Here is a 14,628-nt window from a genome sequence, read left to right as displayed (position 1 = left end):
TAATCAGAAGCTATATTCCATACCTAAACCAACAACGGTTTTCTTATTATCAGTGGCACCTTTAGCAACCAAGAGCGCATTATTAAGTTTTTGTTGCGCCAGCACACCATAGAAACGAGTTTGCTTGTTGAAGTTATAGTCTACGCCTACACCATATTGATCAATTTTGCGATCAGCAACATTATCAATTTCAGTTGTTGCTGCAACGTATTCGGCTTTTACTTTCCATGGCGTAGATGGAATTGCATACGCTGTGGTAATGCTATAAGCATTTTCTTTTAGGCCAGGTAGTGCAGAGATATCGTCCTTAGCTTCACTGGTTTGCCATAAGCCACCTAAAACTAGACCATTAACACCTAATTTAGAGAAGTCATAAGAACCAGTTACACGGATTGCATTTGATGCGATTTTGCTGGATGTTTCAGTGACGCCATTATATTTTTGACCCACACCAAAATTACCGGCTACAGCTGCTGCGAAACCATAATCTTTATTTTCATAGGTTAAAGAGGTTGAAACACTACTGCCGAAACCATCACGCTCACTATTATTACCAAGAAGCGTTTCGTCTTCACCTTGTTGTGCCATTACATTAAATTGTAAGCCACCTAATAATTTTTTATCAGTTTCAAAGCCAACAGAATTTTTTAAACGTTCTTCACCACCCAAAATACTGGTCATATCCAGAACACTATGGTCGTTAAAGATATCTTGATTATTACCAGCAGCTGTTTTGAAGTAAGAGTCAAAAATACCTGCTTTTAGTGTACCGATGTCTTTGAATTTTAAGCCAGCAAATAAGTTACGTTTTTTAAAGGTTTGCGCATCTGACTCATCACCATCTGCACTGATTTCCCACTCTGCGGTATATACAACACCAACATTATCAGTTAGTTTTTCTTCACCTTTAACACCGATACGTGAAGCATTTGAGTTAAGTTGTGTTTCGTTATGACCGTTGAAATCTTCGTTGTCTATTTGGTCTAAAGTAACATTAATTTTACCATATAAAGTAGGTGCAGCTTGTGCTGTACTTAATCCTAGTGTTGCAATTGCTGCTGCTAGTAATAATTTTTTCATTTACATCTCTCCAAAGTACTTGTCTGGCTTGTGCTGCCTATGGAAACATAAATTTACATAAGCTTACGAACTTGTATGAAGTATCTTGGAGAGATGTGACACTGATGTTAATAATTAATGACAATTTGATTACAATGGATTGACCAAAAGCACTTAGTGATAGAAGCATTATTATGATGTAACATAGAATGGATTTACAGCAGGATGTAGCCATCCTGCTGTAAAAGTGGCGTAAAGGATAAATCTTATAAAGTTGCTAGCTTTATCATTTACGTTTATTTTTTATCAGGTAAAGCGTAAGCAATGACATAATCACCTACATCTTTAGAGTGACTTGCACCACCGGCGGAAATAACGACATATTGTTTCCCGGTTTTTGGTGATTTGTAAATTAACGGAGCAGCAACTGCACCCACAGGTAATTTTGCTTTCCATACTTCTTTACCAGTTTTTGAATCCAATGCACGCAAGTAATAATCTTGTGTTCCTGCAAAGAAAACCAGACCAGATGCTGTTGATGTTGGTCCCCCCAGTGTTGGCATACCAAGAGGCATTGGCATGTGGGATTTTATTCCAAATGGTCCTAACTCTTCAGCTGTACCCATAGGTACTTGCCATACCACTTTTTTGGTTTTTAAATCAATTGCAGTCATTGTTCCAAAAGGTGGTTTTTGGCATGGAATTCCAAGTTTTGATTGCATAATATCAATTTTAATCCCTGCGTATGCACCAGCCATTTGTGGACGTACAGTTCCCATAAATCCTGGTACTTCATCGGTAGAGATTTTGTATTTTCCCATATCCTCTTTGCGGACCAATGACATACGTAGTGGCATGCGCATATCATTTACAAACATCAAACCTGTTGATTCATCAACTGAAATACCACCCCAGTTGAAACCACCTAATAAGCTTGGCCATTCAATGTAAGGTGTTTCTCCCGGTGGGGTATATAGACCATCATAACGTGAGTCTTTAAAAGTAATACGGCAAGAAAGTTGATCGAAGGTAGAAATTCCCCACATATCCTGCTCTGTTAGGGTTTCGTTGCCAATTTGTGGCATACCTACGGAATAAGGTTGTGTTGGTGCAAGTTTTTCACCTTCTGCCTTACCGTTTTGTGGTGCAGGTTTTTCAATAACTTTGGTAACAGGTTGACCATTACGACGATCAACTACAAAAATTTGACCAGTTTTCGTGGTTTGAATAAGAGCAGGGATTTTGACGCCCTGATCATTGGTAACATCATAAAGTACAGGTTGTGATGGTAAGTCATAATCCCAGATATCATGGTGAACAGTCTGAAAGGTCCATTTGGTTTTACCTGTTGAAGCATCTACTGCAACAATGGTTGAACCAAATTTTTCTTTGGCTGAATTACGATCGCCTCCCCAATAGTCCGGAGGGCCATTACCTGTTGGAAGATAAACTAAATTTAAATCTTTATCGTAGGTTGGAATGGTCCACATATTTGGTGTTTCAAGCGTGAAGTTTTTATCTCCTTGAGGTGCACCACTTAGTTCCGGATTTCCAACATCCCAAGCCCAAGCCAATTTACCAGTATTAATATCATAAGCACGTACGACACCAGAAGGTTCACCATGCACAATATCTCGCACCCATCCACCTAAAATTGCTACGTGTCCAGCAATTAATGGGGTAGATGTTGGATGATAACGCTTACCTTTTTCCGTTGGTCCCATATCATGTAATACATCAACTTGACCATTGTTGCCAAAGCTTTGGCATAATGCACCTGTTTTTGCATTTAACGCAATTAAGCGACCATCTACAGTTGAGGTTAAAATTCGTTCCGGACATTCTTTGGTAATTGGCAATGCTGATTGCTCAGCAGAAATATTTTTGTCCAGTGCAATATTATAATAACCTACACCACGACAGGTGATATGTTCAGCAGTTTTTGCTTTCGGATCATATTTCCATAATGCTTTACCAGTATCACCATCAATTGCTGAGATAATGTTTGTTGGTGTACAAGAATATAACGTACTACCAATCTGGATAGGCGTATTTTCATCTACACCCACACCTTTATCACGTCCGGTATGATAAACCCAAGCAACCTTCAGATCTTTAACATTTTCAGGTGTAATGTCGGTATAAGGCGCAAAACGTGTACCATTACCATTACGACCATAGTATTCCCAGTTATCTGGATTTTCAGGATTTGGGCGAGTTAAATTTTTATCCTGACTCAGCTCGACGGAATTATAAATTTTTCCATGTGGGAAAAAAGCACTCACTAACGCTACAATACATGCTATAAAACCTAATATTCCTACGCCATTGGCAATTTTTAGCTTTGTTGGTGCAATGTTGGCAAAAGTACGACTTGCCCATAAACTCAATACAAAAATAACAGTAGGAACGACAAGACGTGGAATATAAGGCCAAAAGTCTAATGAATGAACTTCAGCAATTGCCCAGATAATGGTTGCAACATAGATTACAATTGAAATCCATAAACCAAGGGATTTTCTGATGGCATAAAATATTGCGATGAGTATATATGCAATACCCGCAATTAAATAGAAACTTGTACCACCTAAACTTAATAGTCTGTAACCTTGAAAGATAAGAACAATCGAAACAATAAAAGTCAGAATGACAAAAATGTAACGATAGATCTTTAACCCGGCTCCTTCCAAAGGCGGGGTCTGTTCTGTACTCATGCGCAATAACCTCTTTCTATCATGCAATATGAAATAGGCTTTGCTATATAAACATGTGGAGGAGGGCTCCAGAGTAGGACGTGTTTATATGCAACAAAGTCTGTGTAGAATAGATACTTTGTAATATTTCTATTAGAGATTTACAAAATATTTATGATCTTTATCATAATATAATAATTTTATTTATTTTTTAACCCAAATAGGGTGTGTTTTTACAAAACTTATTCAAAATGATCGCTTTTAATTTTGAATTTTAAGGTAAGCGTAATCTTTTAATAATTGTGTTTAATCTAGGGTCTGTTGACATTTCATAATGATAGCCAAATAAATATACAAGCTAAAGCAACTGAATTTTCATAGTTCTGCTTTAGCTTGTCATAGCGTGTAGCAATTCCTCTAAATTGTTTGAGTCTTGCAAATGTGTTCTCAACCAAGTGTCTGATTTTATATAAGTACCAATCCATGTAATTATTGTTCGATCGTGTGTTGGACTTTTTTGGAATATTAGCCCTGGTTGCTGTTTCTTCTATCTGTTCTCTCAATTCTTTCGAGTCATATCCCTTATCAGCACTAAGAACATCGGTATCTGTTAAGTCTATTTTATTAACCAATGCAGGAGCAACTTTCATATCATGGGTTGTGCCATCATGAATAAGAAATTGAATTGGATTCCCATTTGAATCTACGGCTAAATGAATTTTAGAACTATTTCCACCAATGCTTCTTGAAATAGCTTGATTCTTGAGTCCTTTGGCATGTTGATGTGCCCGAATATGGCTAGCATCAATAAATACCCATTCTAGATCAGCATATTTTGACAATAACTTAAATATTTTTAAAAGCTTATTATTTTTAGACCATCGGGTGAATCGTTTAAAGATCGTATTGGATTTACCAAAAGACTCTGGTAAATCTCGCCAAGGGCAACCTGTTCTAATTCTATAGAGAATTGCTTCAATAAAATTTCTGAGATTATATTTGAGATAAATACCAAAATTATGGACAATAGATTTCAGCTTTGACCAGTGTTGATCAGTCAGCATTGTACGAGGCATAGTGAGAAGTAGATTTGGTTTGGCGATTGAATTTTACTTTCTCGCTATTTTTTTGCACAGCAAATGTCAACAGACCTTAGTCTTTAGAACAAAATTTTCTTGATTTTGAGTATAAAAATCACTGTATTATTGATACGTTTTTATGTGTGAATTGTGCTTCATCATAATAGCTCTATGGAAAAAATGATTATTTCGTTTGTTAGCAGTGCAATTTCAAGTTGGCAGAAACTGATTTCAACCTACCATCAAAATATCCAAAATTTGCTAACCGATATCAAGCATATATTGGAAATCCTTAGAGATTAAGCGAACGAAATAAAAAATTCTTAACTCATTAAGAGATAAATATAGAAATACAGAGATAAATAATTGATGTAGTTTAAACAAATAATTTATTTAAAAACATATATAAATCATTTTCTTAGTTATGAATTTCATGAAATTTTTATGCAAAGTATTTGCAAAATAAATTTATCATGTAATATATGATATATCTTATATCAAATATTATTGTTAGGGAAAATAATCAATATGGAAAGATTGGTCTTTGGTTCACCTATGCGTTATATACAAGGAAGGGGCGTATTAAACGAAGCGCTGAATTGGCTAAATCCTAATCATCAAAACATTTGTGTGGTGACGGATGCTTTTGTTTTAGACTTTATTCAATCAACACTACAACGACAGGCCGAACAAAAAAAATTAAGCATTGATTTTGTGGTTTTTAATCAAACTATTACCCGCACGCATTTGCAGAATATGTTTGATCAGGTTGCATCAAATATTCCGGATATTGTGCTGGCTGCTGGCGGTGGAATGTCAATTGATGCAGGCAAGGCACTAGCGCACCAGTTTAATTTGCCATTTATAACGATTCCGACTGTTGCATCAAATGATGCACCGACCTCAAAAAACTATGTGGTTTATACCGATCATCATCAAATGGATTATGTCGGGCATTTGGACTTTAGTCCGTGGGCCGTGATTGTCGATAGTGAAATCATTGCCAAGGCACCAAAAAAGTTTTTACTTGCAGGAATTGGAGATGCAATTTCTAAAAAATTTGAAGCACAGGCCTGTTTGCAAAGTCAGGGCAAGAATATGTTTGCAACTCGCTCTTCAATCACCGCTGTTGCAATTGGTGATGCCTGTTTTGAGCAGATTCAGCAACACGCGCAGGCAGCATTGGCGATTGCCGGAACAGGGCAATCCAGTGATGCGCTGGAAATGATTCTGGAAGCCAGTATTTTGATGAGTGGTCTAGCGTTTGAAAGTGGTGGTTTGTCTATTGCTCATGCCATGACTCGTGGATTAACTGCCATACCGGAAACCTCACGGCAAATGCATGGTTTACAGGTTGCTTATGGTTTATTGGTGCAATTATATCTGGATCAACAACACGAAGAACTTAATCAACTTATTATTTTTTATAAAAAAATTGGATTGCCAATTGCTTTAAAACAATTGGGATTAACCCAGATTGATAAAGCAACATTGCACATCATTGCAGACTTAACATTGGCTGCACCACATTGCAAAAATTTTTCCAGTGTACTGACACAACAGGATTTGGTTACTGCCATGCAATACATTGAAAATTTGGATGGAAAGGAGAGATAAATGATCTCGCAAGCACACGTAAGGACAACTGAACAAATGCAACATCAACCAACAACGCAAGAAATTGCATTTTTAAAAGACAAGGCAAAATTTATTCGTAAAGAAACCATTCGTTTAATTGAAATTGCCAAGACTGGACATTATTCCTCAGTCTTTTCATGTGCCGAAATTTTTGCCGCTTTATATTATGACGTGATGAATATTAAGGTTGGGGAACCAAAATGGCCTGAACGAGATCGTTTCCTTATGGGTAAAGGTCATGCAGCAGTGGGGCAATTTCCAATTTTGGCCGAACTGGAATTTTTTCCAAACGCATGGCTGGATGATTATACCCGTTTAGGTAGTCCGCTGGGTGATCATCCCGATATGAAAAAAGTGCCCGGAATTGATTTTTCATCGGGTTCGATTGGTCATGCTTTGTCCGCAGGTGTCGGTATGACATTGGCACAACGCTATACCGGTATTACACATGATGTATTTGTTTTACTGGGTGATGGCGAAATGCAGGAAGGGCAGGTTTGGGAAGCGGCGTTAAGTGCTTCACATCATCAATTAAATCGTTTAATCGCAATTGTGGATCGTAACGGATATCAACTGGATGGCAAGGTCAATGATGTGATCAACATTGAACCACTTGCAGATAAATGGCAAGCCTTTGGCTGGGAAACACATGTGGTTGATGGACACAATATTCAGCAATTGACCACTTTATTAAGACAAGTAAAGGCAGATCAAAACCGAAAAACTCCAGTGTGTATTATCGCCAATACACTTAAAGGAAAGGGTGTTTCCTATATGGAGACTGAACCGGGCTGGCATCTGGGCTATTTGTCACCAGAAGATGCAGAAAAAGCATTACAGGAAATAGAGAATAAGGAGATTTAAATGAACAGCCAACAAAAATTACAGCAATCGTCACAAATATCGCATCCATTGTCGCCACAGTCTTGGCAATATCGTGAACTGAATGCCAAAAATCCGGGTCTTGATTATCTATCTGATGCTCTGATTGAGCTGGTTGAACAGGGTTATCCTGTCGTAGCCGGTTCGGCAGATTTACAATATTCCAATGGCTTAAACCGCTTTTCGGCAGTCTATCCAGAGCGTTATATTGCTTTTGGAATTTCTGAACAAAATATGGTATCTGCCGCAGCGGGTATGGCAACGTCTGGTGTAATGCCATTTGTTGCGACCTTTGCATCATTTCTAGGATTGTTGTGTTGTGAACAAATTCGTATGGATATTGCTTACTCGGCTTTACCTGTTCGCTTGATTGGTCATCATACCGGTATTTCTCTAGGGTTTTACGGCACGTCACATCATGCAACCGAAGACATTGGCACGATGCGTTCGATTGCCGATCTGGCTGTGGTTTCACCTGCCGATGGCAATGAGTTAAAAGCTGCGATTAAGGCTTCAGCACACTATGACAAACCGATTTATTTCCGTATTGGTCGTGGGCGTGATCCTGTGGTTTATGAATCAGAGCCTGACTTTGAATTTGGTAAAGCTAAAATTCATGAATTGGGTCATGATTTAAATATTATTGCCTGTGGAATGGCGGTGTATGAATCCTTAGCGGCAGCAAAATTATTGAGGCAGCAGGGACTTTCTGTCGGTGTGATTAATATGGCATCCATCAAGCCGATTGATGTTGAAGCAATTTTACAGGCTGCTGCTACATCTACCCACATGATGACAGTAGAAGAACATAATATTTTGGGTGGATTAGGGGCTGCTGTTGCCGAAGTCATCACCGAACATGGTTATGCAGGAAAGCTAAAACGCCATGGCATTTATGATGAATATAGCCTGATTGCACCACCAACCCATCTTTATCATCATTATCGTCTGGATAGTGAAGGGATTAAAGATGTTGCTTTGGAATTTCTCAATCAATCATGACATAGATCTGATCAGGTCTGATCAGGTTCGGAGAAGAATATGGATAGGACATCCACAAATAATCCTCAAGAACATCATCCAGAGGATGAAAATACAGTTCAAATCACCGAACATGACCGCAAAGTTGCGGCGTGGGGTGGTGCTGTTGGTACAGCATTAGAACAATATGATTTTATTATCTATGGTACGGCTGCCGCACTGGTGTTTAATCACATTTTTTTCCCCAATGTATCTCCGGCAGTTGGTTATTTAGCAAGTTTTTCCACTTTTGCAGTTGGTTTTTTTGCACGACCATTAGGTGGAATTTTCTTTTCCAAATACGGTGAGAAACTAGGGCGTAAATGGGTATTGGTTGCCACATTATATTTGATGGGATTTGCAACCTTTGCTATGGGTTTAATCCCATCGTATGATCAAATCGGTCTGTTTGCACCATTATTGCTGGTGATTTGCCGCTTCATGCAGGGTTTTGGAGCAGGTGCTGAAATGGCTGGCGCAACGGTGCTATTAACAGAAACTGCCTTACCCAACAAACGGGGTAAAATGGCCTCACTGGTTTGGGTGGGTGCATCAGTAGGTACGGCATTGGGTGCATTGGCATGGATCATGGTACAGCTTTTGCCAGAGCAAGATTTTTATGCCTGGGGTTGGCGTTTGGTATTTTTCAGTTCTATTCTGGTGACATTTGCGGCATGGCTAATACGCCGTGGATTAAAAGAATCGCCAGTATTTGCCGAGAAAAAACGCCATGCCAAACAGGAAAAAGCCATTCCATTGCGCGAAGTTTTTCGTGATGGTAAAGCAACCATATTTCGTGTGTTTTTGATGAATGTCGGGGCAAATGGTCACTCATATATTTATCAGGCATTTATAGGTTCTTTTTTAGTTTCGGTGGTTAAAGTCAATGCATCATTTATCCCCAAAACGCTTTTGGTGGGTGCCACAATTGCAGCATTTACCTCGGTAATGATTGGACGAGCCTCAGATATTTATGGCCGTAAAAAAATCATGTATTTCATCCATACCACATTATTTTTTGCCACGATTCCGATGTTTATGTTACTGGAAACCGGTAATACGTTGTATATCATGCTGGTAATTATCTTTGGTTTTATTTTTGCGGCTGAAGGTACAGTTAGCGCACAAGCAGCATATTTCCCTGAATTGTTTGGTTCTAAATATCGTTATGCCGGAGTCACACTGGGACGTGAAATGTCGGCCGTGTTTGGCGGCGGGATTGGACCGATGGTGTGTTCTGCATTATTAACAGCTTTCTCCAATAGCTGGTGGCCTGTGGCGATTTATATGATGTTTATCATGAGTTTGAGTTTAATTGGTATCTATATTTCACCGGAAACCAGAGGTCGCTCTTTATATACACCAGAAAATGCAATGGATGAAAAGAATGGATTGAATGGCATACCTCAAGGCAATGCATCTGCCTTAAAGGTAGAAAAGTCTTAATCACTTTAGGGGGCTGTGGTAAAAAACATGGATATAAGATCTATAGCCCAGCCCCTTAACTCAGCGCATTTAAAATTAAATAACACAGCAAAAAATGAATTAAAAAACATTTTTATGGTTTGTTTTTTAATTATTTCTGTTGTGTTTGCTCAGATGGAAATAGGATATTAATAGATGGAAATAAAAACAGCAGTAGTTACTGGTGGTGGCACTGGCATTGGACTGGCCACATCATTATTGTTAATTGAGCAGGGATGGCATGTGATTGCATTGGGTTTGCAAAATGAACATGTAATATCAGATCAATACCATTTTTATGAGATTGATCTATGTAATCTGGATCAGGCCAAGAACATTCTGGATCAACAAGATACAATTGATGCACTGATTCATTGTGCAGGCATCATTAAACAAAAACAGGAATGGGAAATACCAATCTTTGAGAAAGTGATTGAAATTAACCTTAATACAGCTTTTGCGATTACCACCTTATTACAGGATAAACTGATTCAAGCGAAAGGATCCATTATCTATATTGCCTCCATGTGGAGTTTTTTTGGTTCGGCACAGTCACCAGCTTATGCTGCATCAAAAGCTGGAATTGTTGCATTAACACGTTCATTGGCTGTAGCATTGGGTGCAAAAGGTGTGCGTGTCAACGCCATTGCTCCGGGGTGGATTGATACGGCAATGGGTGCAAACGCCAAAAATGATCTCGAACGTTATCATAAGATTATTGAAAGAATTCCACTTGGACGCTGGGCACAACCAACAGAAATTGCACAAGTCATTATTTTTTTATTGTCGGCGCATGCCAGTTATATTCACGGCGCTATTCTTCCCGTAGACGGTGGTTACAGCATTGCCTAAGCAAGAGGCTGACAGATTTAAAGATGTGATTTCAAAAAGACTGTAGATAGTCAATAATCTTTACAGCTGATGATTATTTTAAATGTCAGCAGTCCAGTTCAGCATGGTTTTACCCCATTCAATATCATTTTGCATGGCTTTTCGTGCTGCATCTGCATCACCCTTACGCAACGCATCAAGTACATAAAAATGATAATGTTGGTCACTTTCTAATTCTTTACGCGGTGTATTGACATGAAAACTGCGTAGAATAGGCCCCATCATAATCCACATATTTTCCAGTGTTTTGGAAATCAAAGGACTGTTTGCAGCACGAATAACGCCAAAATGGAAAAGTTTATTCAGTTCAGCAGCTTTTTTTGAATCTACGGGTACAATTTTTTGAAATTGATTCTGAATATCTTCCAGTGCTTCAAGTTGTTGTGGGTTAATTTTAAGTGCAGCTAAAGCAGCTGCTTCACCTTCCAGTAAAAAACGGATACGCTGAATTTCCTGTAATTGTTCATGTGTTAGTACAGGCACATAAATAGAAGTAGCCGCTTTAATTTGTAACGCCTGATCACTGACCAGACGAAAAATTGCTTCCCTGACTGGCGTGATTGAAACCCCCATGGCCTTGGCAATCTGAGTTGGACGCAGGCGATCACCAGGTTCATATTGTCCATCGATTAGTGCCAGACGTAAGGCTTCATAAACACTATCGCTTAAATTACCTTTATTAATAACTTCAAAATTTTTTTCGGATGACATATCAGAAAAGATGAGAAATGAATATCACCCAAGTATACGCATAAAATTTTAATAGCTCTAGAGTAGAATATATTATATATCAAATAAGTAGATTTTCATTTTTGAGAAAGTAGATTTATATTTTTGATAAATAAAATTTTTTGCTAATTTATATTGTTGCTAAACTAAAATTTTTAATCTCAATCAAAACGTCAATATTATTGTAAAATGAACCCAATGACTCAGAATTTTTTGTGTACTTAAATAGGGTAATAAAGAAATTTTGGCAAATGGTTGAGTGTTTGGGAACTAAAACATTGAGTAAAAACAAAGTAATTGAAGATTTGTTTGATAAATCAAAGCGTAATCAAATTTGGGTTGCACCGATGGCTGGTGTCACAGATAGGCCCTTCAGAACATTATGCAAACATTTCGGTGCAGGACATGCAGTGAGTGAAATGATGACCGCAGATAAAACTTTAAGAATGAGTAAAAAAAGTTTATATCGTGCCAATTTTGATGGAGAAATTGCCCCAATTTCTGCACAAATTGCGGGTTCTGATCCTGAACAACTGGCTGAAGCTGCAAGATATCAAGTTGCTAATGGCGCACAAATTGTTGATATCAATATGGGATGCCCAGCAAAAAAAGTTTGTAATAAATTGGCTGGTTCTGCATTGTTGCAAGATGAAGAATTGGTTGCCCGAATTCTGGATGCTGTTGTCAATGCAGTAAATGTTCCCGTAACACTTAAAACCCGTTTAGGCTTTAAAAATGGTGAAGAAAATATTTTACGTGTTGCAAAATGTGCGGAGCAGGCTGGCATTGCTGCGCTGGCTTTACATGGACGCACTCGTGAAGATATGTATTTAAATATGGCTCGTTATGATTTGATTAAACAGGTCAAGCAAGAAATCAGCATTCCGGTAATTGCCAATGGGGATATTGATCATCCAGAAAAAGCCAGAATGGTGCTGAAATATACTGGTGCAGATGCAATTATGATTGGACGTGCGGCACAGGGGCGGCCATGGATTTTTCGGGAAATTCAGCATTATCTGGATACAGGTGAATACTTAGCTGCACCGCAAATCAATGAAATTAAGCACGTGTTACTTAGACATTTGACAGAGCTTTATACATTTTATGGTGAGTATTCAGGTTGTCGTATCGCGCGTAAGCATATCGCTTGGTACACCAAAGGTTTAAGGTGTAGTAACGAATTCCGTCAAAATATGTATCGAGTTGAGAATACGGCTGAACAAGCCAAGCTTGTTGAACAGTATTTTGATGAATTATTGGTTCATGGTGAAAATATGGCAGATGTGCAAATTGAGTCTGTCGATTTGCTCAATCGCTAAATGTATTATCTCATTGAAAAAATTGCACTCAGATAATAAAACTTTTCAGTTCTTGTATCCTACACTTGGACTGGAAATCTGCTATGCTATGCTACTTCTTTTTTAACAGATTATTTCGAGGCTTAGAATGACGCAAAACAACGCTCAATCGACTTCTGAACAACAAATTTCCGAAAACGATTTAATTGCACAGCGTCATGCCAAGCTCAAACATATTCAGGATGTCGCCAAGCAATCAGGTAAGAGTCCTTGGCCAAATACATTTAAACGTGAACATTATGCAGCAGATTTACAGCAGCAATTCCACGAGAAAGATAAGACAACTATTGAAGCTGAACCGCATGTTCAGGTAAAAGTTGCTGGTCGTGTCATGTTAAATCGTGGTTCATTTATTGTATTACAGGATATGACTGGAAGAATTCAACTTTACGTAGATCGTAAAGGATTGCCAAAAGATACACTGGAATCCATTAAAGCGCTTGATCTGGGTGATATCGTTGCTGCAGAAGGTTACATCGGCCGTTCTGGTAAAGGTGACTTATATGTTCATCTAGAAGCATTTGAATTATTGACTAAATCGTTACGTCCACTACCTGATAAATTTCATGGTTTAAGCGATACTGAAGCAAAATATCGTAAGCGTTATCTGGATTTGATCGTTAATGAAGAAACGCGTAAAACTTTTGAAATCCGTGCGCAGGTTGTTGCAGGCATTCGTGCCTATTTAAGCAATCAACGCTTTATGGAAGTTGAAACACCAATGATGCATGTCATTCCCGGTGGTGCATCAGCTAAACCATTTGTTACACACCATAATGCTTTAGATATGGATTTATATTTGCGTATTGCACCGGAACTGTATTTAAAACGTCTAGTTGTTGGTGGTTTTGAACGTGTATTTGAAATTAACCGTAATTTCCGTAACGAAGGAGTGTCAACACGACATAATCCAGAATTCACCATGATTGAATTCTATCAGGCTTATGCTGACTATAAAGATTTAATGCAGTTGACTGAAAATATGTTGGAAAAACTGGCATTAGATATCTTAGGTTCAACAGATGTACCTTATGGTGAAGAAATTTATAGCTTTAAAGGACCATTCAAAAAAATCTCCATGTTTAATGCAATTCTTGAACATAATCCACAATTTACTGCTGAGAATGTTGCCGATCGTGAATTTTTGGCAAAATTTATTCGTGAAACGTTGAAAGAAGAAGTTAAATCAGGATTTGGTTTGGGTAAATTGCAAACCATCGTATTTGAAGAAACAGTCGAAACCAAACTACGTCAACCCACATTTATTACAGAATATCCTGCGGAAACTTCACCATTGGCTCGCCGTAATGATGATAATCCACACATTACCGACCGATTTGAATTTTTTATTGGTGGTCGTGAATTGGCAAATGGTTTCTCTGAGTTAAATGATCCAATTGATCAGGCAGAGCGTTTTCAGGCACAAGTTGCAGAAAAAGATGCTGGTGATGATGAAGCAATGCACTATGATGCAGACTTTATTGAGGCGCTGGAATATGGTCTACCACCAACAGCAGGTGAAGGCATTGGTATTGACCGTTTGGTGATGTTATTTGCTAATGCACCAAGTATTCGTGATGTTCTGTTATTTCCACATATGCGCCGTAAAGATGCATAAACTGAATTCTTTAAAAAAAGCAGCCATTGTGCTGCTTTTTTATAAGAAAAAACTTGTCAAATAGCTCTTTAAACAGTATGGTAACTGACATCATCAAGATATTTTGAAAAATATGTTAAAGCAACCTATGATCAACAGCGCATTTTATTATTTTTGGCAGTTTAGATAATTGCCTGAATGCGTTTGGGCAAAAT

General features: G+C 38.2%; 11 protein-coding genes. 7 read left to right on the top strand and 4 right to left on the bottom strand.

Features of this window, described 5'->3' with window-relative positions; all coding sequences use genetic code 11:
* Positions 1 to 3: 3 nt before the first annotated feature.
* From F4V57_RS02960 to F4V57_RS02950, 3 genes are all read right to left on the bottom strand, one after another.
* Positions 4 to 1,080, bottom strand: a complete 1,077-nt coding sequence (locus tag F4V57_RS02960; protein WP_070068863.1) for a porin — start codon at positions 1,078 to 1,080, stop codon at positions 4 to 6.
* Between the two features lie 275 nt (positions 1,081 to 1,355).
* Positions 1,356 to 3,773, bottom strand: a complete 2,418-nt coding sequence (locus tag F4V57_RS02955; RefSeq protein WP_070068862.1) for a membrane-bound PQQ-dependent dehydrogenase, glucose/quinate/shikimate family — start codon at positions 3,771 to 3,773, stop codon at positions 1,356 to 1,358.
* Between the two features lie 308 nt (positions 3,774 to 4,081).
* Positions 4,082 to 4,828 carry an IS5 family transposase gene (locus F4V57_RS02950; RefSeq protein WP_070068861.1) on the bottom strand — a complete coding sequence of 249 codons (747 nt, stop codon included), beginning with the start codon at positions 4,826 to 4,828 and terminating at the stop codon, positions 4,082 to 4,084.
* Positions 4,829 to 5,359: 531 nt separating this feature from the next.
* Here F4V57_RS02950 and F4V57_RS02945 point away from each other — a divergent pair.
* From F4V57_RS02945 to F4V57_RS02925, 5 genes are all read left to right on the top strand, one after another.
* Complete coding sequence (locus tag F4V57_RS02945) at positions 5,360 to 6,448, top strand: glycerol dehydrogenase (protein ID WP_070068860.1); 1,089 nt, start codon at positions 5,360 to 5,362, stop codon at positions 6,446 to 6,448.
* Positions 6,449 to 7,333, top strand: a complete 885-nt coding sequence (locus F4V57_RS02940; protein WP_070068859.1) for a transketolase — start codon at positions 6,449 to 6,451, stop codon at positions 7,331 to 7,333.
* On the top strand, positions 7,334 to 8,353 hold the full coding sequence (locus F4V57_RS02935; protein WP_227515656.1) for a transketolase family protein: 1,020 nt from the start codon (positions 7,334 to 7,336) through the stop codon (positions 8,351 to 8,353). It abuts the gene before it with no gap.
* Between the two features lie 39 nt (positions 8,354 to 8,392).
* Positions 8,393 to 9,817 (top strand): MFS transporter, encoded by a 1,425-nt coding sequence (locus tag F4V57_RS02930; RefSeq protein WP_070068858.1) that lies wholly within the window; start codon positions 8,393 to 8,395, stop codon positions 9,815 to 9,817.
* Positions 9,818 to 9,991: 174 nt separating this feature from the next.
* Positions 9,992 to 10,687 carry an SDR family NAD(P)-dependent oxidoreductase gene (locus F4V57_RS02925; protein WP_070068857.1) on the top strand — a complete coding sequence of 232 codons (696 nt, stop codon included), beginning with the start codon at positions 9,992 to 9,994 and terminating at the stop codon, positions 10,685 to 10,687.
* A gap of 78 nt (positions 10,688 to 10,765) precedes the next feature.
* Here F4V57_RS02925 and F4V57_RS02920 read toward each other — a convergent pair whose 3' ends face one another.
* Positions 10,766 to 11,437 (bottom strand): GntR family transcriptional regulator, encoded by a 672-nt coding sequence (locus tag F4V57_RS02920; RefSeq protein ID WP_070068856.1) that lies wholly within the window; start codon positions 11,435 to 11,437, stop codon positions 10,766 to 10,768.
* 296 nt (positions 11,438 to 11,733) lie between these two features.
* Between F4V57_RS02920 and dusB the strand changes: the two genes are divergently transcribed.
* Positions 11,734 to 12,777 carry a tRNA dihydrouridine synthase DusB gene (gene dusB / locus F4V57_RS02915; protein ID WP_070068910.1) on the top strand — a complete coding sequence of 348 codons (1,044 nt, stop codon included), beginning with the start codon at positions 11,734 to 11,736 and terminating at the stop codon, positions 12,775 to 12,777.
* A gap of 127 nt (positions 12,778 to 12,904) precedes the next feature.
* The gene (gene lysS, locus F4V57_RS02910) at positions 12,905 to 14,434 is read left to right on the top strand and encodes a lysine--tRNA ligase (protein ID WP_070068855.1); all 1,530 of its coding nucleotides are present in this window, start codon (positions 12,905 to 12,907) and stop codon (positions 14,432 to 14,434) included.
* Positions 14,435 to 14,628 lie beyond the last annotated feature (194 nt).

The sequence above is a fragment of the Acinetobacter qingfengensis genome (assembly GCF_008693185.1).
Lineage (GTDB): Bacteria > Pseudomonadota > Gammaproteobacteria > Pseudomonadales > Moraxellaceae > Acinetobacter > Acinetobacter qingfengensis.
This window is presented reverse-complemented; position numbering and strand designations above follow the sequence as displayed.